The organism is Sinanaerobacter sp. ZZT-01 (assembly GCF_035621135.1).
Classification (GTDB): domain Bacteria; phylum Bacillota; class Clostridia; order Peptostreptococcales; family Anaerovoracaceae; genus IOR16.
The window spans coordinates 1,312,541-1,333,878 of the sequence record NZ_CP141728.1; the positions used below are offsets into that span (position 1 = coordinate 1,312,541).

Below are 21,338 nucleotides of genomic sequence, written 5' to 3' on the forward strand. Positions count from 1 at the left end.
TTCACAAATTGGGACAAGTCTCTCTATTTTACAATTTTAGCTTCTTCGCAGACCTGATCTCTCATGTCGCCCATGATTGCTCTTGGAACTGGAAGGGTTAACATTGTGTGAAGTCCTGCTCTTGCATTGATAACGTGAGGAATCATGTTAACGCACATAGCGATTGTTCCGATTCCGCCTTCAACTTCTGGACTGTTAACCATATTGATGTTTGGAGTTCCTTTAATGATTACATAATCGCCAGTCTGTACTCCAACCTGCTCTGGTTCGATCTGCTGAGGATGGTCCATTTCAATCATTAATTCGCCGTTTCTATATCCAAATGCCTTCATTGCAACACCTGCAACATTTCCAGCTTTTGCAAATCCATAAGGTGATTTTCTGTCAACATCTGTTACGATTGGATCCATTGATTGCTCGAACTTATCGATTTCCCAACCGATACCGTCAGCAATCATACCCATGGATTCAGCAAAACCAACGTGTCCAGCTAATTCGCCCTTATTAAATTCTTCAACAGTAACACCAATACCCTGCTCTTCCATAACGGCAGGTCCAAATGGAGATAATGAGTTTACACGTCTAGATACAATATGTTCTACCTCTTCCATGCAGCCAGTCATAATTAATACAAGTAAATCCATGATAAGACCTGGGTTGATGCCAGTTCCTAAGCAAGATACTCCATTTGCCTTAGCAATTTCATCTAGCTGCTTAGCAAGCTCTGGTTCTTGCGCTTTTGGATAAGCCATTTCTTCAGCGGAAGTGATTACATTGATTTTTTGTTCCATTATGAACTTTAATTTATCAAATGCATTTCTTGTGAAAGAATCTGTGCAAAGTAGAACGATGTCAGCAGCGCCTGGTTTAATTACATCTTCAGCTGCGCCAATTAGCACGTCTTGTCTGTCGCCTTTTTCAGTTTTAATGAAATCATACATGCTCTTTCCGATTTTAGCACCACGACCTACAGCGCCTACAATATCAACGCCCTTTTTCTTAAGCAGCATGTCAGCCATACCGCCGCCCATAGCACCAAGTCCCCAAATGATTACTTTTACATTTTGCATCTTTTCATCCTCCATTTTTTATAATTTTAAAAAATTAACTTTAAAATATCTTACAGTGCTTATCCCTCATTTCATGTTTTTTCTACACTGCTCGATACTAAATTATTAAGCAAATACTATGCCAAAACAAATTTTATAATAAATATCCCTTTATTTTTAGTAATGTGCTTTATATTTCACTATATTATTTGATAATTAATGGATTTTTTATTCTTTATTTTTTTGATCTATACAAATTTTGCTTATTTTTTACTTATTTTTTAAAATTAAAGCAAAAACATTTGCACTTAGTGCAAATGTTTTTGCTTATTCCATATTCATTTTATACTTTTTTATTTTATGCTGCAAGGTCTGGCGTTTAATCTTAAGCCGATTTGCAGCCTTCGATATATTTCCGCCTTCCGTTACCAATGCATGCTCAATTATTTCCCGCTCAATTCCTTCTAAATACAAGTCTAATCCCTCTTGTATTTCATAAATTCCCTGATGTGCAACAGACTTTCTTCGATTAATAATCAGATGCTCCGGCATCAAAACATGCTCATTATCTTCTGCCATTGAGATCGCACCCATAATAATATTCTCCAGTTCTCTCACATTTCCGGGGTAATCATAATCTAAAAGCTTCTCCTTCGCCTGCTCTGACAACATCCACATCTGCTTTCCATATTTCTCATTATGTTTTTCCATAAATCGATTTGTCAGAAGGAGTATGTCGTCACGCCGTTCACGAAGAGGCGGAATATTAATCGGTACAATGTTCAGGCGATAAAAAAGGTCCTTTCTGAATTTTCCACTCTCGATCAATTCCTCTGCCGGTTCATTAATAGTGGCGATGATTCGTACATCAATCGGAATATCTTTTGTTCCGCCGACTGTTCTTATATAATCCTCCTGCAAAACACGCAGTAGCTTTCCCTGAAGCTCATAATGCATAGAATTGATTTCATCTAAAAGTAAAGTTCCCCCATCTGCCTGCTCAAACAATCCAACTCGATCCACAGCACCTGTAAATCCCCCTTTTGCTGTCCCGAATAAAAGACCTTCCAAAAGGTTTGCAGGGAGTGCAGCGCAATTTTGTGCAAGAAATGGTTTATGCTTTCTCGGGCTATCGAAATGAATGCTCTGTGCAATCAGTTCCTTACCGGTACCGGTCTCTCCAAAAATTAATACTGATGCCGAACTTTTTGCAGCCTTCTTTGCAAGTGCAACAGTTTCAGAAAATTTTTCATTCTTACCGTACAAATTATCAAAGTTATATTTTTTAATCTTAAGTTCCTTTGCTTCTTCGGGGCAGTCAATTTCCTTCCTCAATTCTAAAATAGTATGTGACATCTTTTGAATATCCGTAATATTTTTTGCAATTTCAATGGCAGCAATCAATTTACCTTCTACGACCATAGGGAAGGTCGTATTGACAGTGGTAATTTCTTTACCATCCTTATTCAAATAAGTCTGTTCTTTCTTTAAAGTGGCCTTGCGGTGCAATATCGCTTTCATTAGCGTACTTTCACTTTCATCCATGTTTTTAAAAACTTCTGCGAACGGTTTCCTTAAAACATCTTGACTTTCCATCTTCTCTAACTGAGCCATAGCCCGATTATAAATGATACTATTTCCGTCTGGGTCCACTACATGAATGCCTTCATCCATGGCTTGCAAAATTTTTTGCAGAACCTGTATATACTCCTTATTCTTCATGACAAAAACGTCCCCTTTTTACATAATCACTCTTTATAATCACTTATTTTCATTCTATACTTTTTTAGGAGATATCGCAAATTATTTAAGGTATACTCTGTAAAATTAAGCTCGTAAATCCTTTAAGAAAATTTAATTTTATATTCATGCAATTTCTTATATAAATTTTTTCTGGCTAATTGTAATTCCTCTGCTGTTTTTGTTATGCTCCACTCATTTCGATCCAGTGCCTTAAGAATAAATATTTTTTCAAATTCTTTTCTTGCTTCTGAAAGTGTTTTTATTTTTATAGTCTCACCTAACTGTAAAATATCTTCTTTCATATTTTTATTACGTATTTCTTCTGGTATATCCTCCAAATCAATCTTCTCATGCTTAGATAGTACTACCAAGCGTTCAATTACATTTTTCAGCTCGCGCACATTTCCCGGCCACTCATACTCTAACAGCTGCTGCAATGCCTCTTTTTCAAAGAGCATTACAGGTTTCTTTACTTCTTTTGCAATTTGCTTTAAAAAATAATCCGTTAAAATAGGAATATCCTCTCTGCGTTCACGTAAAGGTGGAATCGTAAGAGGCAAAACATTAATACGATAAAATAGGTCTTCACGAAATCTATGATTTTCTACCTCCTGCCGCAAATCTTTATTCGTTGCTGCGATTAAGCGAAAGTCAGTTTTTATCGTAGAAGACCCTCCCACACGTTCAAACTCTTTTTCCTGTAATACCCGCAAAAGTTTTGCCTGTGTTCCCAAAGGCAATTCTCCGATTTCATCTAACAGAATGGTTCCTTCCTGCGCCATTTCAAACCGCCCTTTTCGCATGCGGTCAGCTCCAGTAAAAGCACCTTTCTCATGTCCAAATAATTCACTTTCTAATAAATTTTGCGTTAAAGCTGCGCAATTGACCCGTACAAAGGTTCTATCCTTCCGTTTACTTTTGTTGTAAATCATATTTGCTAATATTTCTTTTCCAGTCCCGCTTTCACCCATTATCAATACGGTACTATCCATGGGCGCAATGGTTTCCACTTTTTCTTTTATTTTTTTAATGCAAAGGCTATTTCCGATTAAGGGCTCCTCTTTTGTAATATCAGAGATTTGCTGCCTTAATACATAATTTTCCTCTTTTATAGAGTAAACCTCATATGCGCGTTTTACATTAAAAAGAAGTTCTTCAATATCAGCCGGTTTTAACAAATAGGTAAAAGCACCTTTGTGGACGGCTTCTACAGCACCAGATACAGACCCCTCTGCCGTCAGCATGATTACTTCTGTAATAGGAGAGCATTCTTTTATTTCTTTTAATAATGCCATTCCATCCATTTTCGGCATTATAATATCTGAGATAACCACTGCAATCTGCTGTCTTTTTATAATGTCTAAAGCTTTTAAACTGTTTGATGCCGTAATTACATTAAAATTTTTTAGTGTAAAAATCTTTTCATAAACCTTTAGCAGACCGATATCGTCATCAACTAGAAGAATCTGCGTGTTGTAATTCATAGTTTGTCCCTTTCTCGCTTATGGGAAAGTAAAGTATAAAAGCCGTCCCTATTCCAACTTGGCTTTCTACTTCAATTTTACCTCCCATTTTCTCAACTAGCATCTTGGTAATCCACAGCCCTAAACCAGTCCCGCTTTCAAGCTGATCAGTAGTAAAAAAAGGCGTGAATATCTTTTCTAAGTTTTCAGATGGAATTCCTATCCCATCATCTTCAATGCGAATTCGTACTTTTTTATTTCCTCCTTCTCCTTCCACGCATCCATTAATTTTTATTTTACCACCTTCATTCAATGCTTTGATGGCATTGGCGATGATATTTTGAAAAATGTTTTTTAATGGTTCCGCTTTCCCATAATATAAGAAAGGATCTGGTTCAAAATGCTTTTCAATCAAAATGCCATATCGAATGCAGTCACGATTATTTAAAAGTAATATCTGGTTGATTATTTTCGTCATATCCACCAATACATCTTTATCTTCTTCTCTTGCAGAAAAATCCAATAAGCTGTAAATTACCTTTTCAGCTTCCTTTACCGTCTCTGAGACAGTTTTTATAATTTCTTTAACTTCACACTCTTCTTCCGTCCTTGTATACGCATCAAGCAGATACATAGATCCTTTGATTACTGTAAGTGGATTTTTTAATTCATGTGCAATTGCTGATGAAATCTGCCCAATGCCAGCCAGCTTCTCTGCTTGCTGCAATTCCTTCTCCATTAATATACTTTTCGTCACCCGCTGACTGAAAACTACGATCTCTTCTACCTCATTATTCCGATTGATAATAGGATAATAAGCATTGTTATAAATTTCACCGTCAATCGCCATGCGTGCATAAGCAGATTCTTTTCCAGTTATCACTTCGCGTATTTTGCATCCTTTACAAATACCTTCTCCATTTGAAAAAATATCATAACAATATCGTTTATAATTCCCTAATAATCCAAGAAGTCTTTTCCCTTTTTTGTTCATCATGCGAATTTCTCCGTCAGGAGTTACAATCATTAAAATTCCGCTGATACTGTTAAAAATGCTTTCAATTTCTCTGTTTTTTTCTAGCAAGCTTTCAGTGTATTCCTCTACGTGTTCACTCATAAAACAAAAAGCATCTGATAAGGTCTCGATTTCAGAATACCCTTCCAGATGTTTTGTTTCCCTAAAATTTCCGGAAGCAATACCCTTTGCCTGATTCACTAATTCATTCATTGGTTTTGAATATTTCTTCAGCAGAATAAATCCAAAGATTAAAATCGCAGCAAATAGGAAGAGTAGAAAGATTAAAAAGTTGTTTCTTTCAATCCGGTGAATCGCCGTATATTCCGATCGATCAATCTCTAAAACCAACCTCCACGGCATGCCTTTAACAGGTGCAAAAGCTAAAGTTCTCAAGGAGCCGGAGCCATCTGCAAGCGCATAAGAAGTCATTCCTTTTTCTTCGCTGAGAGCGATATTTAAAGCCTTTCTCTTGCTTTCGTTTGTCTCCTCTTTATCAAAAATGTTATCTAAAAAAAGCTGACCCTGTTTTGTAACAGGAGTTACATATTTAGGATGAAAAATAATATCTCCGTTTTCTGATAATAGATATATGAGTCCTGATTCTCCCAGATTAAAATCGGTAAGAAATTTTTCTCTCAATGTACTGATCCCAATATCTGCACTGACTACTCCGAATAGAGAGTTTTTATAATACACAGGATGAGAGCAGCTAATCAGCCATCCCGTCCCCAGATAATCTACGTATGGTTTCGTCCAAATAGTCTTACGCTCTGGGTTATTCTGTTCATTAGCATCCACATAAAATGGATCTTCTTTTTGTTGATGGTTTGGCATGAATACACCCATGCCGAAATATGGGTAGCAGCGTAAAAGTCCTTCCTCCGTTGAAATATAAATCCATCGAACAGTATCCTGTCTTTGTTTTACTTCTTGAAAACGAGCATCCAGCTTCTCTGTCAAGTTAATAACACGGATGGCATCAGATGTCAATTCTTGATTTGCCGGAAAAAAAACAGCAGAGCAATCCGGTTCTTTTTCTGATTTTTTACGCATTAAGGTTCCTAAATTATTAAAATAATATTCATCCGACAATGTATCACCACGATCTGTATCTGTAATATATTTTTCGGCCCACGTCGCTGTATTCTCAGCTTCATAAGCAACATTTTTCATTATCATAGATATGGAATTAGCCTTTTCTGAGGCAAGTTCGAGTAAGCTGCTTTCTACATTTCGCCTCGCTGTCTGTTTATCTTGTTGAATTACAAAAAAAGTAAATACCAAAAGGGAAATGGCATTAAAAAGAATAAATACAATTAAAATGTTGGTAACTAGTGATTTCCTAACTAAATTTTTCATGCCTTTTCCTCCTAGCTCTGCTTTTGGACCGGCAATTTACTACTTTTATTATACCAAAATTTAATTTTGTTTATAATGAAAATATAAGATGAGAGAAAGGAAATAAATTCTTTCCTTTCTCATCATTTTTAAAAATCCATTATTCCTGATTATCTGGTGAAAGAATAACAGGTGCCCACTTTTCTGGCTCCGTTTTCTGTTTTTTCTTTGCATAGATCCAAAATGGAATTCCAAGTAGAATATACAATCCTAATACAACCCATGCTCCTATATCCATTGCTATAACAGATGAATAAATAACCCAAAGTGTAAAGATAATGGAGATACTACCCATTGCCATAGCCCCTTTTACTTTAAAAGGTCGTTCCCAATTAGGCTTTGTTTTTCTTAGTTTCAGGAAAGAAAGTGTAACCAAAAGATAAACAACACCTGCCGCGGCACCATAAATCGTATAGATATAATTGATCCAAGCTTCTGGTGCAAATACTGTAAAATAGATTGATAAAATGCCAACTACGATGTTTGCCTTCCAAGGCTGCCCTTCTTTATTCAATGTCGTAAAAATAGGAGTAAATTGTCTTTGCTTTGCTGCTCCGTACAACGTACGAGAAGCACACAGCCAAAATGAGGATAAGGTTGTCAAACAGGTTAAAGAACCCATAATTACAATGATGACTCCAAGCCAGTGCATGCCGATAATATCAGCTACTCTAGGATCAACAATGTCGGTCTGTGCAATCCATTCGGTTCTGACAATACCTCCTACGCCGATGACTGCCAATCCATAAATTAAAACTGTACAAAATAGCGATCCGACAAAGGCAATCCAAAGCTTCTTTTTAGGAAAATTTGATTCTTCTGAAAGCTGAGGAATCAAATCAAATCCTACAAACTTCATGATAAGAAGTCCCACTGCTGCTCCATATCCGGCAAATCCATTTGGAAACCACGGTGTTAATGTATTATAGCTCCAATTATGATTCGTAATAAAAATAATGGAAGCAAAGATTGAAACAACTAAAGTACTCCAAAACATGATGGATTGCATTTTAGCTAGAATTTTTAATTCTTTATTTGTTAAGAAGAACCAAATAACTAAGATTACCGCCGCAATCACTTTTGTTTGAAAGAAAGTAATCGGATAAAGAAACCCAACCATGCTGGCAATCCCATAAGCAACGGTAGGCATAGCCATGATATATAAAAGCATAACCCCCCAGCAAGAGAACCATCCAATATCCCATCCAAAAGCATTCGATACCCAGATATTTTCTCCGCCTGCATACGGAAGTGTACTCGTCAGCTCCGAATAAATCAAACATAGTGGTAATACCAGCACGGCGCAGGTCAACAATGACAGCACGGCGCCGGGTCCTGAAAGCTCGAACCAAAATTTAATCTCAACCATCCATGCAGCAATCATACCTCCTGCAGCCATTGAAATTAAATTTGTTAGTTTTAATTCCTTTTTCAATGCATTATCTGACATATATTTCACTCCTTCCTAAAGTAAGGTGTTTATTGTTAATTTTCTATCCATCCCCTTTTTGCTTTTAAACTGTTTTTAGCGATTTTTTTGTTTATTTTTTTCAATTGCTTGAATGGTTTCCTGCGTTGTTAAAACGTCGCAGTAGATAACGCTCATAATTTTCAATTCTGCATCATGAAGTTCCATACTTCCCGCCGCACAGGCATCTTCGACACAGATTACCTTAAATCCCTCATCTGCCAAACCTCTTATCGTAGAAGCCACGCACTGATCTGTCACAATACCAGTGACAACGATTGTCTCAATTCCCATAAAACGAAGCAGCGTCAAATAATTTGTTCCTGTTGTAACACTGTCCGTTGTTTTGTTTACCACAATTTCATTTTCCAACGGCTTTAATTCATCAATCATTTGTGCCGCATAACTGTTAACCGGCATTAACATATTGTTCCATCCTTCCGATTTTTGCACGGGAGAACGATCCTCTCCATCCTCTCTTAAACATGCGATTCTTCCAAAGGTAACAACCATTTTATTTTCTCTGAAATATTCTAGCAGTTTCTTATTATTTGGAATGGCTATGTCGTCCAGCCTGTCATGAAATGGTATCCAGCGTTCCCATTCTCCCATTTCTTTAAATTGCAGTGCCTCTCCGAAATCTCGAAGTACAAATTCATTTTGCATATCGATAATAAGCAATGCTGTTTTTCTTGGATCAAATGTCAGCTCTTCGTGCTCCTTTACTGTCTCATAATAAAAGTTAAGATACTTTTCCTTTGGTCTCATCCTTTTTTCCTCCTTTAAAATAAAATTACTTTTGCAGTTATTAAGAGCAGAATTTATGCCAATTTTTTTTCTTTTTTAAATTTTCTAAATAAAAAAAGCTTGGAACCCTTGTAAAGTGTTTCTTCTCTATTTTTTTTAATAGTAAATTTTATAAATAATCCAAAGAATTAAATTGTAATTTTCAGAATATTTTGTTACTTAATCGTATCGTTTTTAAACTATGTTACGATTAAGTAACATTCTTTTTCATTCATTTTCTTGACTTTTTCAATCTTTTTCCCTATAATAAAATGTGCATCGCCTAAACACGATGTACATTTTATTTTTAGGAGATTTAGATATGAGATTAAGAAAAGAATCGGATGAAATGCAGGAAGATGAGATATTATTAGTTGCCAAAGTCTCTGATGCTCTTGCCCACCCAGCACGAGTCAAAATATTTCGTTTTATTTATGTAAGCAACCGAAACCGAGAAACAATCTGTAATAAAGATGTCGTCGCTAATTTTGATTATTCACAGGCTACCATCAGCCAGCACATAAAAAAATTGGTTGAAGCAGGTCTGATACAAGTAAAAAAACAAGATAAATTTTCCATATACTATGTTAATATTGGGATTTTAGGCAAATATCTAGATGCTGTTAAAAAATTTCAGTAATGGAACAAATTATGAATCACGCAAAAAACGCAAACATAAATTTAAAATGTTTGCGTTTTTAAGTCTTATTTATTGTTTTTTTACTATTGATTTATATTAACGCCATGTAAAATTCAGTATTACATACAGAATGTAGTTGATAAAAAGCAGTAGCCCCTCTTTCTTTGAGATTTCTTCTTTCTTTCCATTTGCAGAAAAGAATCGAAAGAAAAGTAAGATGATTAACATTGCCGGAATTTGGAGCTTATAAAAATTAGAAGGAACATTTAATCCGCCAGAAGTTACGGCTGCTGCACTGCCTACCACAAAAAGAACATTTAGTATATCTGCACCTACGATATTTCCAATTGCGAGCTCCCCATGTCCCTTTCTTACCGCAGTAACTGCCGTTACCAATTCAGGAAGACTTGTACCAAAAGCAATCAGTGTCGCTGCTATAATACTTTGAGGAATCCCGATTCGAATTGCTGTTATTTGTACGGCTGGAATTAAAATTTTAGAAGATGCGATTACTAGGGCAATACCAACTGCTAATTTTAGTAATTGGAAGTAAATCGGCCTCTTTTCTTCCACGAAGGTATCCGTTTCCTCTTCTTTTATACTTTCTTCGGAAACATTTTCCCCATCAGATGTTTTCGTCCATTTCATTGAAATATACAGATAAAAAGCCAAAAGAATTAGGAAAAGGCCGCCAACCCATTGACTGATGTTTCCTTTTCCTCCGGATAAAAACGGAAGACATACAACTGCTAGCAAAAATCCACATAATATTTGAATTTTACCCTGACGCTCTACAACTAAGCGATCTACCGGCAATTCTCCAATCAATGCAGCAATTCCAAGAATCAATCCCGTGTCAGCTATAATTGAACCGATTGCATTGCCCAATGCCAAATCGGGATTACCATTTATTGCAGCCAATACAGAGACGGTTGCTTCTGGAAGGGTTGTCCCTAAAGAAACAATCGTAGCTCCTATAATCGCTTTGGGCACACCTAAGTGAAGAGATAGACTCACAGCTTCTTCTACTAATATATCTGCTCCTTTACTTAATATATACAGCATCGCAGCAATAACGAGGACTAACAATAACGTTGAAAATGAATTTAAATAATTATGAATCAATAACTCCATGGTATACTCCTTCTTTTGTGGTTTAAATCTACTAATAATTATGTACGATTCGAATGAATTCTAAGCAAAAATAAAAACTCTACAAAGAATATAAACAAATAGAGTGCTTATATTTTTTGTAGAGTCTCACCAGACACAATGCCATTAAAGCCGGGAATTTATATCTTCCGGGTATGACGACTTTAATCCCTTATTCAGGTCAGTTACTCCCTCTAACAATTTAAGTATAGATATGAAATACATATTTGTCAATTTTTTTCTATCGTTATAACTTATTTTATTGAAAAGCCAGATGAAAGTAAAAAAGAGGATTAGCAAAAAGTCAAAATGACTAATGCTATCCTCTTTCTTTTTAATTTCTTAATTCCTTTTTTTTGAGGAGTCAGAATCTATATTTTCTGTATAAATTTTATTATATTCCCCTAAAACTTTCTCTTTTTTTAAATCTTCTTCAACTGTCGCTGGTTCTCTTTTTCCGACGCTAGCTTCCCAAATCCCCTCGGGAATAAAATCTGTTGATTTTATAGTATCTTGTGTTACATTATCATGCATTCCAAAATAATTACGTTTTGTTGATTCTTGTTCTTTTTTCATTACACCGTACCTCCTAAACTTTAGTATGAAATTTTTCAATAAAAGTATTCAGAGTTTTATAGAATTACTTATGATATGTTTCATTTTTATTTATTTTAAAGCATCGGTAAATCTGTTCTAGTAATATAACACGCATCATCTGATGAGGAAATGTCATTTTAGAAAAAGACAAACCGTAATCAGCACGTTCCAAAACTTCGTCGGAAAGCCCCAAAGACCCACCGATGATAAAAGCAATCTCACTCTTACCCTCTAAAGCTAATTGCTCTATTTTTTTAGCAAAGTCCTCTGAAGACAAATTTTTTCCCTGAATCTCTAGGGCAATGACAAATGCATTCGCTTTTATTTGTTTTAATAAACTCTTTCCTTCTTCTTGTTTTACAGCAATTTCCTGTGCTACCGAAGCATGATCCGGCAATCTCTCTTCTTTCAATTCGTTAATTGACAATGTACAGTATTTACCCAATCGTTTGCTGTATTCTTTCACCGCATCAGTCCAATATGTTTCTTTTAATTTACCAATACAAATAATAGATACGTTCATCATTCCACTTCCTAGTTTTATTCTGCTGCTTTTAACAGGACTTCTAATTCTATCTTCTTTTTATCACGAATGATCTCCAGCTTTACTTTGTCTCCCGGACGATGTTGAATCAGTTTTGTATTTAAACGGCTCATTGTATCTATTTTTTCTCCTTCTAACGCTACAATGACATCACCTACTTTTACTCCTGCAGCTTCTGCACCAAAGCCTGAGGTTAAATCTAATACAATTACCCCTTCATCCACACCTTTATCCACAGTTTCATAATTTTCACGGTAGGTTTTCAAGCTTACACCGCTGATTCCGATATAAGCTTTAGTAAATTCGCCTTTTTCTTTAATTTCATCCACAATTGGTTTTGCAGTATTGATCGGTATTGCAAAGCCAAGGCCTTCCGCAGATTGTACCTTTGCACTATTAATGCCTATAACTTCACCTTTACTGTTTAAAAGCGGTCCTCCGCTGTTTCCTGAATTGATAGAAGCATCGGTCTGCATCAATCCATCCATTGTAACGGCACCTTGCCCTTCACCAACAGAAATGGATCGGTCAAGTCCACTTATAATCCCTTGTGTTACACTTCTTTGAAATGCCATTCCCAGAGGGTTTCCGATTGCAACAGCATAAGCTCCAATATTTACTTCTTCGGAATCACCAAGGGAAGCTGCTTGAAGGTCAGTTGCTTCAATTTTAACGATAGCTAAATCCAAGATGCTGTCACTCCATAAAACCGAACCTTCTTCTTCTCGTCCATCGGATAGTTGCACAGTTATTTTTTGTGCTTTTCCATCACTGATTACATGTGAATTTGTTAAAATATATCCATTTTTATCAACGATGATTCCCGTTCCGACGCCTTCACTGATTCCGCTTTGTCTTCCGAACCATCCTTGATATACGACTTCTGTTTTGGTGCTGATCCCCACTACGGATGGAATCACTTTTTTTGCAATCACTTCTGCTGTATCTAATTTACTGTCGGGATTGATTGTAATATTTGACCCACTTGTTCCATTTTGTGAACTGACTATAAAATTCTGTCCGAAATACATCGCTGCAATCCCACCGCCAAATCCGGAACCAAAGGCTAGCACAACAATTAATATAATAGCAATTAGTTGTCCTTTCCCTTTTTTTCCTTTTCCGTGGTAAACATATTGAGATTCTGTAATTGATCCCCCTGCATCTCTCATAACAAAGTTTTCTCCATCAATTTTGTTTTCATTTGTCCTTACCTCATCATCCATATATGACACCTCATTTCCTAAATTTTTTAAACATCATATACTAAGCTCAATTGATCCCGCAACAGAAGATTCAGCCCAATATCTTTGCCTATGTAATAGTCTTCCTCTTCTAATATGTTTTTAACAGTCTGAAATGCCATTTGCGGAAAATTATTTTCGCGACTCAAATGAGCTAAGAGAACTTGCCGTTTTCGTTTCTCTTCTTTTAATAGACGAACCAACGTCTTTGCTGCACTTTCATTGGATAAATGTCCCTGATCCCCAAGTACTCTCTGTTTTAAAAACCAGGGGTATTTTCCAATTTTAAGCATATCTATGTCATGATTGGCTTCTAGTACCAAAAGATCTGCAAAGCGCATCTCATTTAGTAAGTCTTCACAAATGCAGCCTGTATCAGTTACAATACATACTTGCTTTTCACCCTTTGAAAAAGAAAAGCCCACAGGATCTGCCGCATCGTGTGAAACAGAAAAAGTCTTAACCTGAATATCTCCTATCAAAAAAGAATCGCCTGTTTTAAAAATCTGACATTGTTCTGAAGGTCCCTTTTCTTTTAATTGACTCCATGTTTTTTTATTGGCAAAAAAATTCAATCCTTTCTCTTTTTTTGCTAAAATGCGTACGCCTTTCGTGTGATCACTATGTTCATGTGTAATTAAAACCCCCTTCAGATCTTGAATTGATGTTCCTGTTTTTTCAATTCCATTCCATATCTTCTTTCCACTTATTCCCGCATCAACCAAAAGAGCTGTTTTATCTGTTTTGACCAAATAACAGTTTCCGCTGCTTCCGCTAGAAAAAGAACAAAAACGTAACGTCATTTTTTTCTCCTCTATCCCTATTATTCCTCTTAATTATGTTAAAAATATGAAGTTTATTTGTAGCCTTTTCGTTTTTTTATTGCTGATATGCTAAAATATACTCCATTTCATCATTATTATAGGTGATCCTCCAAGCCGGAAATGCAGTATCTTCTGAAGTAGATACTGCATGATCTAATTGATAGGAATAAAGCCAGTATACCAACGAAATATCCTTGATCTGAATAGCTTTTCCTTCCAGACTGGAAGATTTTTTATCTTCTTCTTTATTTACCATAAATTTAATCAAAGCATTGGATGCAGTGATTACTTTTTTCTTTGTTTCTCCAAACCCAATTGCATCAAACCATTTTCTTTGAAAATCAATTACTTTTCCATCTTCTATTATACAAACCATATAGCTTTCTTCAATGGGTATCTTTTCATATACATTTTTAAATCTCACATAAATTTTACTATTTTCTTTTTTTATGGATTGAAATTCTACATTTTCATCATAAACACCACAATTCTCTATAAACTCTTTGCTTAATGAGATATAATCCTCGTCCATCGTTTGATTTTCTGATAAAGGTCTCTGGTTTTCTAGTGCCCTCTGCTTTATTTCGTTTTTAAGCTCATTGCTCTTAACAGACAAAACTGCCATTGTAGGGGTTTTCTTTGGTATTTCTGCCTCCAAATAAATCTTTTTAGCAGACAATAGCTCTTCTGTATTTTTTGTCACATCATTTTCCACAAAATTCGGTTGTTTTAATGTAAAAAAATAGCTTGTAAGAAAGATAAGATTTGTGATAAGAAGTGCTATAATTAGTATGGTTTTTGCTTTTGTCCAATCCATAAAACTACAACCTCCTATTTTATGCTGTAACCAATCGGCTCTGCTTGATTATATAAATCAAAATATGCATCCATCTTCTTCATTTCAATAATCCAAGCAGGCCTCAATATAAATTCATCTTCTTCGTTCATTGTTCTTATATACCCGACTTCCATTCCTTCAATCTCTTTTGCAATCTGTTCAAAAGTCATTTCTTTTAAATGAGAATTTTTTTCTTCCACTTTTTCCGCTGCTGCTTGACTCTCTAACAAATTTTTTAAATAGATATAATTTGCACCGGCAGGGACATTTACCGCAGGAAACACTTCCTGATAAACGGCATTTTTTAAATTATTCATCATGCTGTTATCAAAATCTATCATATTCCGCTTATAACGAATTACCTGGCTTCCTTTTATTTCAACAAATAGCGGTTCTCCCTCTTGATAATATATTTTATGGCCATTCAGTAACATTCCGAATGAAAATTCATAGGTTTTATTTTTATCTTTTTCTGTAACGATAACATCTTTTAAATAAGGAGTAAGCTCTGCTCCATTTAAAGACTGCCATCCACCACGATTTGCTACAAATTTTACCGCAGTTTCCAACGCTTCATAAAATCCTAAAGAGGTACCACTGCTTTCATTTTCTTCTTCTTTATACTCAAAACTGCCGTCTGTATTCATTGTAAATACTTTTTGCCCATAACCATACATATTGATAACAGCTCCTTTGCTGTCTACCATTTTACGAACAAAATCATAACTTTCTCCGAAAAATGACGCAGATAACTCCTTTAGTTTCTCCTTGTTATGTTTATTCTCTAATTGATATGGAAATGGTTGTAAATTTGACTGAATGCTCAACGGAATTAAGGTATTGCTATTTGTCTTTAGACCAAAAATAATATTGCTCGGATAATATGTAATATAGTCAGAAGACTCAATCTCATCAATCATATCTGAAAATGTACTAAATTCTTTATTGTTGGAAGCAAGACGATAATATTTATCATCCTTATATTGATGTATAACAATGCTTTCTTTACTGCCATCAAAATAAGCCAAGGAGCCCATACCGAAAATTCCTTCTAAGCTCTGGTATTTTTTTATATCCTCATACTTTAAAAATTCAGAAAAAGGAATATCATAAGCAAATCGATATTCAATTGAACGGTAATTTAATATCTCTTCGTACTTTTCTTTTGTTATTTCTTCTACAAAAACTGTTTCCGATTTTCCAAACTGCCTCAATTGATTAATCGCTGAATTCCATAAATTACTTCTATCCTCCAATGAAACTTTTGTATATGTACCACTGCTCCCAAAGCAAACAGAAATCTCCTCCGGCTGTATCAGCTGAGATATGGATGGAGGTGGTGTATTATAATTCATTGTCGACGTAATCGGATCGCTTGGCAATTGGAAAACAATATCAAAGGAATTATTTCTCCAAAAAAAATATATTAGTAGTATTGTTATAAAAAACAATACTACTAATATGATATCTTTTATTTTTTCAATATTGATAAGAAATGGCTTTTTCATAATTATTCGCCTTTATTCATCTCCAAAAATACTCTTTAGTACATTTTGAAGGAACTGTAATGTTCCTGATTGTGAAGTTTCAAAAACCTTAGCTGATTCTTTATCCTCTTTATCCGATACAATAATCAAGCTATAAGAAGTATTCACCGCTTTTCCTTCACTATTGATTGTATCCACTTGAACCCGATAAGTTCCCGCCTTTACTTCATTCAATTGTTTCGTATAAAAACTTAATGTATTGTTGCAAACAAAATCCTCAGATGGAACAAATTCTACCGGTTGAGATTTTATTTTTCCATCAGCCTTTTTCCAATCAGCAGCTAAGATAGGTTTTAATTCATCGTTCACTTTTTGCTTTTCTTCAAATACTTTTACTTTTATCGTTTTAGGTTGTGTAACTTTTACAGAAATCAGAAGACTATTTGCATTAATTTCACTTTTGTGAACAGGACTAACTATCACGACTGCCGGATCAGACGCAGCACTTGCTAAAATTGTTGTGCTGAACAATGTGAAAATAACAATAAAAATCATTATTATATTTTTCATCTTGTCTTCCCCTTTCCTTTCGTTATTCTTATTTATAAAAAATAAAATCTTCTATAATCAATCATAAAAATTATCATAAAGAAGATATTTTTGCTATGCTACAACAAATAGTATATAATACCTATATTACAAACGTGTTACGCCGTGTTTAAAATCGCTTTACAAAAGAAATTATAATGGGAGATAAAGAATGAAAAAAATAAATATTTATACCGATGGTGCATGTTCCGGAAATCAAAACGAAACTAACATAGGCGGTTGGGGAGCCATTCTTGAATACGGAGAACACATGAAAGAACTGTACGGTGGAGAAGCAAATACTACCAATAACCGCATGGAAATGATGGCTCTTATCAACGCCTTGTCCTCTTTAAAAAAAGAAGGGCAGGCTATTTCTGTTTTTTCAGATAGTTCCTATCTTATGAATTGCTTTCGAGAAAAATGGTATTTAAATTGGAAAAAAAACAATTGGAAAACTTCTAAAAAAACACCTGTTGAAAACAAAGATCTTTGGGAAGCTTTGTTAAATTTAGTCGAAAAACATACCATTCAATTTTATCGTGTAAAGGGGCACGTGAACTTAGCAAGTAAGACGGTTAATTTCAATGCACTCTTTGAAAAATTTAAAGAGTGGAACGGAGATTCCTTTACCTATCAAGATTTTTTATATATTACGGAAAAGAATAACCGAGCCGATACATTGGCAAATTTAGGTATGGAACCTTTTCGCCTATAGAATTTCAGTAATTAATACAGCCATATCGTCTCGAGGATGATCTCCCACAAATCCAATTACACTGTTAATAATCGTTTTCACTAAAGTCGGCCCGGTTTCTTTCTTATACTTATTTAATATGCATTTTAATCCTTCATAATTGAAGGATTTTTTAATTTCATCATTATATGCTTCTGTTATTCCATCTGTATATAAGAGAATGCGATCACCCTTTTCTACCGAAATTTTCACTGTCTCATGATTTGATTTCTTTAATAATCCGCAAATTGGCATTCCTGCTATTGTAATTTTATCAATTTCACCATCTTTTTTTAATAAAATAGGCAGACAGTTATGTCCGGCATTGATAAAGGTTATTTCCTTTTTTTCTTTTTCATATACGCCGGCTAAGATGGAAATATACTGTTCATTTTTAACGTTTAATTCATTATAATTTTCCAGTATTTCATCTAAAAGTAAATGAAGGTCGCCGGCTTCTGCTTTTAAGCCTCGAATGATTTGACGCAGAAAAATAGTCAGAAGAGAAGATCGAATACCATGTCCTGACACATCAGCTATGTAGAATAGACTTTTTGATTCGTTAATTTTTACGATATCAAAAATGTCACCTCCTAAATCTTCGCTGGGATAATAATAAGATGCCACTGAAAGTGAATCCCAATACACATCGTCAATCGGTAACGTTCTCGATTGAACCTGTCTTGCAAATTTCAAATCTTCGCGAAGCTTATTATAATGCTTTAAATTTTCTGCTTCAATTCGGCTCTGTTCTGTGATGTCTTGAAAGATTTCTATAGAATAATTTTCTTTTGAATCCATTTTAACGGGTGATGCAACCACTCTGTATTTTTTTTCTCCTACTATTTCATTTTTTATGATTGATTTCCCAGATTTCAAACAATCTTTTGAAATACATTTTTCACAAATCCCATCTTTGCATAGCATTTCATAACATTTTTTCCCGGTTCCTTCACCAAATACTCTTCTCATTTTTTGATTCATATATATGATATTATTGTGATGATCTAAAACTCTCACCATAGAGTCCATCTTTTCAATCACATCATACATTAAGCTGCCATTATTTCTTATCATCTGTATTCTCCTTTTTTTTCAATGTATTTTGCTGTTTTATAAAATAGGAGATAGCTTCTAAATAGGAACCAATTCCCTTTCCATAAAATTGTGCCTTACAAACATCCTTCGTAACTGAAATTTTTCGAAATTCTTCTCTCTCATCAATTTTCGTCAGATGCACCTCAACAACTGGAACAGAAATTGAAGCAATCGCATCACGGATAGCTATACTATAATGCGTATAGGCAGCTGGATTAATAATGATCGCATCTGCATATTCATTACAATCATGAATGCAATCTACAATAGCACCTTCATGATTGGATTGAAAAAATAAAAGTTCTACATTATTTTTTTTTCCTTCTTCCATCAGAACACGGTTAATTTCTGTTAATGTCAATTTTCCGTACAACTTCGGTTCCCTTTTTCCTAACATATTTAAATTCGGTCCGTTAATCACTTGTATCTTCATGTATTTTCTCCATTTGTTCACTTTACTCCATTATATGAAAAACTCATTCACCTTACAAGTTTAATCTTGCATTGTTTCTGCACATTTCTTTTATCGCTTGTGCTGCATATTTCATATCTTTCACCTGGTTAAATGGTCCTACGCTCACTCTTACCGCTCCAATTTCAAGCGTATCGATTGTTTTATGAGCTAATCCTGCACAATGAAATCCCGCTCTTACCGCAATATTATATTTATCATTTAATTCTTGCGCAACCTGTTCGCACTCCATCCCTTTAATGTTAAACGTAAAAATGCCCACTTTATCTTTCACATTTTTAGGGCCATAAATCACAATATTTTTATTCCTATCAAGCTCTTGATGAAGAATTAGAATCAATTTTTCCTCATAATTACCAATTTTCTCAATTCCAATCTTTTTTACAAAGGAAACAGAACGTCCCAGCCCTATGATTCCAGGTGCATTAATCGTTCCAGATTCATATCCTTCAGGATAATCATATGGCTGTCTTACATCTCTAGAATTTGTACCGGTTCCACCTTCTTTCAGATGTTTTAACTTTATTTTAGGGTCGACATAAAGAATACCGGTTCCTAAAGGGCCTAATAATCCTTTATGACCTGGCATAGCTAATAAATCAATATTCATTGTTTTTACGTTTATTGGAACACATCCGGCGCTTTGTGATGCATCAACAAGAAAAATCAATTTATTTTCTTTTGCAATTTTACCGATTTCTTTAATCGGCATAATAGTACCTGTAACATTGGATGCGTGCGTACAAGCAATCATTTTTGTATTTTCCTTGATTTCTTTTTTTATTACTTCTGGATTAATTTTTCCTTCCCGATTCCCATATATGATGCTGATTTGTACTCCTTCTTTTTCCATTGATTTTAACGGACGTAATACAGAATTATGCTCCATTGAAGTTGTTATTACATGGTCACCTGATTTTAAGCTTCCTTTTATTGCTAAATTTAATGAATCTGTTGCATTGCTTGTAAATATAATATGGGAAGAATCTTCAATTTGGAATAATTCTTGTATTTCTTTTCTTACTTTGTATACCTCTTCTCCCGTCTTCATTGACATTGCATGGCCAGAGCGCCCCGGATTCCCACAATATTTACTCATACACTGATTTATGGCACGAAGAGATACTTCAGGTTTTGGAAATGTAGTTGCCGCATTATCTAAATATATCATAAATTCACCTTCTTATATCTATTGATTTATCAGTTTATGAATTTCATTGTCCATTTGTTCTTATAATGATTTTTTTACTGTATATAAATAAAAAGAAGATGTTTCACGTGAAACATCTTCTTTTTATTTATTTTAATGTCAATAATAACTCGTACAAACGTTCTAATTCCTCTCTGCTATAATATTCAATTTCAATTTTACCTTTTTTTATATTATAATCGACTGTTACTTTAGTTCCTAAAATATCTTTCAGTTGATTTTCAATTTCTTTAATTTCTCTCTTCTTCTCTCTTGGCCTGGCCTTAGGACGTTTTTTTACTTCTTCTGATTCACCATTTGTAAAACGCTCTATTTCCCTTACAGACCATCCTTCAGAAACAGCTTTATCAGCAGTTTCTATTTGTTTTTCTTCATCTTTCATACCAGCAATTGCTCTAGCATGTCCATTTGTCAAATTACCTTCTAGAACGTACCCCCTGACTTTCTCAGGAAGTTTTAATAATCTAAGTGAATTTGCAATATAAGGCCTGCTCTTCCCAATGCTCCTTGAAACTTCTTCTTGCGTTAGTCCATGTGTTTTTATCATTTCTTCTAAAGCTAATGCTTCTTCAATTGGATTCAAATCCTCACGCTGCATATTTTCTATAATAGCAATCAACATATTCTGCTGTTCGTCTAGTTCTCGAATCAGGCAAGGTACTTTCTTTAATCCTGCCCTTCTTGCAGCTCTCCATCTTCTTTCACCTGCAACAATCTCATATCCATTTCTTGAATCTCTTACCATAATTGGCTGAATAATTCCGTGCATTTCAATTGATTTTGCTAATTCTTCTATCTTTTCATCATTAAAGCTTTTTCGTGGTTGATTTGTATTAGGTTTCATCTCATTGATATCAATAAATATGATACCATCTTCTTTATCGAATTCCTCTTCTTTTTTTAAATCTTCTGCATTTATCTCTACACCACTAAATAATGACTCTAAACCTCTTCCTAATCCTTTTTTTTTCGGAGCTGCCATT

At 34.7% G+C, this 21,338-nt stretch carries 20 protein-coding genes; 2 read left to right on the plus strand and 18 right to left on the minus strand.

The window, feature by feature from the left end:
• Positions 1-23 precede the first annotated feature (23 nt).
• The 6 genes from ord to U5921_RS06405 form a co-directional block, all read right to left on the minus strand.
• Positions 24-1,070, minus strand: coding sequence for a 2,4-diaminopentanoate dehydrogenase (gene ord, locus U5921_RS06380; RefSeq protein ID WP_324825627.1), 1,047 nt, complete (start codon positions 1,068-1,070; stop codon positions 24-26).
• A gap of 306 nt (positions 1,071-1,376) precedes the next feature.
• Positions 1,377-2,771 (minus strand): sigma-54 interaction domain-containing protein, encoded by a 1,395-nt coding sequence (locus U5921_RS06385; protein WP_324825628.1) that lies wholly within the window; start codon positions 2,769-2,771, stop codon positions 1,377-1,379.
• Between the two features lie 122 nt (positions 2,772-2,893).
• Positions 2,894-4,276 carry a sigma-54 dependent transcriptional regulator gene (locus U5921_RS06390; protein ID WP_324825629.1) on the minus strand — a complete coding sequence of 461 codons (1,383 nt, stop codon included), beginning with the start codon at positions 4,274-4,276 and terminating at the stop codon, positions 2,894-2,896.
• Positions 4,245-6,632, minus strand: a complete 2,388-nt coding sequence (locus U5921_RS06395) for an ATP-binding protein (RefSeq protein WP_324825630.1) — start codon at positions 6,630-6,632, stop codon at positions 4,245-4,247. The genes U5921_RS06390 and U5921_RS06395 overlap by 32 nt, the downstream gene beginning before the upstream one ends.
• Before the next feature lie 139 nt (positions 6,633-6,771).
• Entirely contained in the window at positions 6,772-8,121 is a 1,350-nt protein-coding gene (locus U5921_RS06400; RefSeq protein WP_324825631.1) for an APC family permease, read from the minus strand.
• A 75-nt stretch (positions 8,122-8,196) separates the two neighbouring features.
• Complete coding sequence (locus U5921_RS06405) at positions 8,197-8,907, minus strand: isochorismatase family cysteine hydrolase (RefSeq protein WP_324825632.1); 711 nt, start codon at positions 8,905-8,907, stop codon at positions 8,197-8,199.
• Positions 8,908-9,247: 340 nt separating this feature from the next.
• On the opposite strand from U5921_RS06405, the gene U5921_RS06410 reads away from it, so the two are divergent.
• Positions 9,248-9,565 carry an ArsR/SmtB family transcription factor gene (locus U5921_RS06410; protein ID WP_324825633.1) on the plus strand — a complete coding sequence of 106 codons (318 nt, stop codon included), beginning with the start codon at positions 9,248-9,250 and terminating at the stop codon, positions 9,563-9,565.
• 96 nt (positions 9,566-9,661) lie between these two features.
• On the opposite strand, the gene U5921_RS06415 is transcribed toward U5921_RS06410, so the two are convergent.
• The 8 genes from U5921_RS06415 to U5921_RS06450 form a co-directional block, all read right to left on the minus strand.
• A complete protein-coding gene (locus tag U5921_RS06415; protein ID WP_324825634.1) occupies positions 9,662-10,699 on the minus strand; it encodes a calcium/sodium antiporter in 1,038 nt (345 codons plus the stop codon).
• Between the two features lie 360 nt (positions 10,700-11,059).
• Entirely contained in the window at positions 11,060-11,293 is a 234-nt protein-coding gene (locus U5921_RS06420; protein ID WP_324825635.1) for a hypothetical protein, read from the minus strand.
• Positions 11,294-11,357: 64 nt separating this feature from the next.
• Positions 11,358-11,837, minus strand: coding sequence for a 23S rRNA (pseudouridine(1915)-N(3))-methyltransferase RlmH (gene rlmH, locus U5921_RS06425; protein WP_324825965.1), 480 nt, complete (start codon positions 11,835-11,837; stop codon positions 11,358-11,360).
• Positions 11,838-11,854: 17 nt separating this feature from the next.
• Complete coding sequence (locus tag U5921_RS06430; RefSeq protein WP_324825636.1) at positions 11,855-13,084, minus strand: S1C family serine protease; 1,230 nt, start codon at positions 13,082-13,084, stop codon at positions 11,855-11,857.
• Between the two features lie 26 nt (positions 13,085-13,110).
• Positions 13,111-13,905: an MBL fold metallo-hydrolase gene (locus tag U5921_RS06435; protein ID WP_324825637.1), complete on the minus strand. Its 795-nt coding sequence runs from the start codon at positions 13,903-13,905 to the stop codon at positions 13,111-13,113.
• Between the two features lie 76 nt (positions 13,906-13,981).
• The gene (gene yycI, locus U5921_RS06440) at positions 13,982-14,743 is read right to left on the minus strand and encodes a two-component system regulatory protein YycI (protein ID WP_324825638.1); all 762 of its coding nucleotides are present in this window, start codon (positions 14,741-14,743) and stop codon (positions 13,982-13,984) included.
• A gap of 14 nt (positions 14,744-14,757) precedes the next feature.
• A complete protein-coding gene (yycH, locus tag U5921_RS06445; RefSeq protein WP_324825639.1) occupies positions 14,758-16,272 on the minus strand; it encodes a two-component system activity regulator YycH in 1,515 nt (504 codons plus the stop codon).
• A gap of 12 nt (positions 16,273-16,284) precedes the next feature.
• On the minus strand, positions 16,285-16,821 hold the full coding sequence (locus U5921_RS06450; RefSeq protein WP_324825640.1) for a hypothetical protein: 537 nt from the start codon (positions 16,819-16,821) through the stop codon (positions 16,285-16,287).
• 190 nt (positions 16,822-17,011) lie between these two features.
• Between U5921_RS06450 and U5921_RS06455 the strand changes: the two genes are divergently transcribed.
• Positions 17,012-17,557, plus strand: coding sequence for a ribonuclease HI (locus U5921_RS06455; RefSeq protein ID WP_324825641.1), 546 nt, complete (start codon positions 17,012-17,014; stop codon positions 17,555-17,557).
• On the opposite strand, the gene U5921_RS06460 is transcribed toward U5921_RS06455, so the two are convergent.
• The 4 genes from U5921_RS06460 to U5921_RS06475 all read right to left on the minus strand — a co-directional run bounded on the left by U5921_RS06460 (position 17,552) and on the right by U5921_RS06475 (position 21,337).
• A complete protein-coding gene (locus U5921_RS06460; RefSeq protein ID WP_324825642.1) occupies positions 17,552-18,652 on the minus strand; it encodes a SpoIIE family protein phosphatase in 1,101 nt (366 codons plus the stop codon). The genes U5921_RS06455 and U5921_RS06460 overlap by 6 nt on opposite strands.
• Entirely contained in the window at positions 18,639-19,106 is a 468-nt protein-coding gene (gene aroQ / locus U5921_RS06465) for a type II 3-dehydroquinate dehydratase (protein WP_324825643.1), read from the minus strand. The genes U5921_RS06460 and aroQ overlap by 14 nt, the downstream gene beginning before the upstream one ends.
• A gap of 52 nt (positions 19,107-19,158) precedes the next feature.
• Positions 19,159-20,316: an aminotransferase class V-fold PLP-dependent enzyme gene (locus U5921_RS06470; RefSeq protein WP_324825644.1), complete on the minus strand. Its 1,158-nt coding sequence runs from the start codon at positions 20,314-20,316 to the stop codon at positions 19,159-19,161.
• Positions 20,317-20,443: 127 nt separating this feature from the next.
• Positions 20,444-21,337: a ParB/RepB/Spo0J family partition protein gene (locus U5921_RS06475; protein WP_324825645.1), complete on the minus strand. Its 894-nt coding sequence runs from the start codon at positions 21,335-21,337 to the stop codon at positions 20,444-20,446.
• Between the last annotated feature and the right edge of the window lies 1 nt (position 21,338).

Bases quoted from the DNA above. Each gene is read 5' to 3' on its own strand.
- U5921_RS06430 (WP_324825636.1), bottom strand. From the start codon at position 13,084: ATGGATGATGAGGTAAGGACAAATGAAAACAAAATTGATGGAGAAAAC.
- aroQ (WP_324825643.1), bottom strand. From the start codon at position 19,106: ATGAAGATACAAGTGATTAACGGACCGAATTTAAATATGTTAGGAAAA.
- U5921_RS06405 (WP_324825632.1), bottom strand. From the start codon at position 8,907: ATGAGACCAAAGGAAAAGTATCTTAACTTTTATTATGAGACAGTAAAG.
- U5921_RS06460 (WP_324825642.1), bottom strand. From the start codon at position 18,652: ATGATAAGAAATAATGGCAGCTTAATGTATGATGTGATTGAAAAGATG.
- U5921_RS06400 (WP_324825631.1), bottom strand. From the start codon at position 8,121: ATGTCAGATAATGCATTGAAAAAGGAATTAAAACTAACAAATTTAATT.
- U5921_RS06455 (WP_324825641.1), top strand. From the start codon at position 17,012: ATGAAAAAAATAAATATTTATACCGATGGTGCATGTTCCGGAAATCAA.
- U5921_RS06470 (WP_324825644.1), bottom strand. From the start codon at position 20,316: ATGATATATTTAGATAATGCGGCAACTACATTTCCAAAACCTGAAGTA.
- U5921_RS06475 (WP_324825645.1), bottom strand. From the start codon at position 21,337: ATGGCAGCTCCGAAAAAAAAAGGATTAGGAAGAGGTTTAGAGTCATTA.
- U5921_RS06410 (WP_324825633.1), top strand. From the start codon at position 9,248: ATGAGATTAAGAAAAGAATCGGATGAAATGCAGGAAGATGAGATATTA.
- U5921_RS06415 (WP_324825634.1), bottom strand. From the start codon at position 10,699: ATGGAGTTATTGATTCATAATTATTTAAATTCATTTTCAACGTTATTG.
- U5921_RS06390 (WP_324825629.1), bottom strand. From the start codon at position 4,276: ATGAATTACAACACGCAGATTCTTCTAGTTGATGACGATATCGGTCTG.
- U5921_RS06385 (WP_324825628.1), bottom strand. From the start codon at position 2,771: ATGAAGAATAAGGAGTATATACAGGTTCTGCAAAAAATTTTGCAAGCC.
- U5921_RS06420 (WP_324825635.1), bottom strand. From the start codon at position 11,293: ATGAAAAAAGAACAAGAATCAACAAAACGTAATTATTTTGGAATGCAT.
- ord (WP_324825627.1), bottom strand. From the start codon at position 1,070: ATGCAAAATGTAAAAGTAATCATTTGGGGACTTGGTGCTATGGGCGGC.
- U5921_RS06450 (WP_324825640.1), bottom strand. From the start codon at position 16,821: ATGAAAAATATAATAATGATTTTTATTGTTATTTTCACATTGTTCAGC.
- U5921_RS06435 (WP_324825637.1), bottom strand. From the start codon at position 13,905: ATGACGTTACGTTTTTGTTCTTTTTCTAGCGGAAGCAGCGGAAACTGT.
- U5921_RS06395 (WP_324825630.1), bottom strand. From the start codon at position 6,632: ATGAAAAATTTAGTTAGGAAATCACTAGTTACCAACATTTTAATTGTA.
- yycH (WP_324825639.1), bottom strand. From the start codon at position 16,272: ATGAAAAAGCCATTTCTTATCAATATTGAAAAAATAAAAGATATCATA.
- rlmH (WP_324825965.1), bottom strand. From the start codon at position 11,837: ATGAACGTATCTATTATTTGTATTGGTAAATTAAAAGAAACATATTGG.
- yycI (WP_324825638.1), bottom strand. From the start codon at position 14,743: ATGGATTGGACAAAAGCAAAAACCATACTAATTATAGCACTTCTTATC.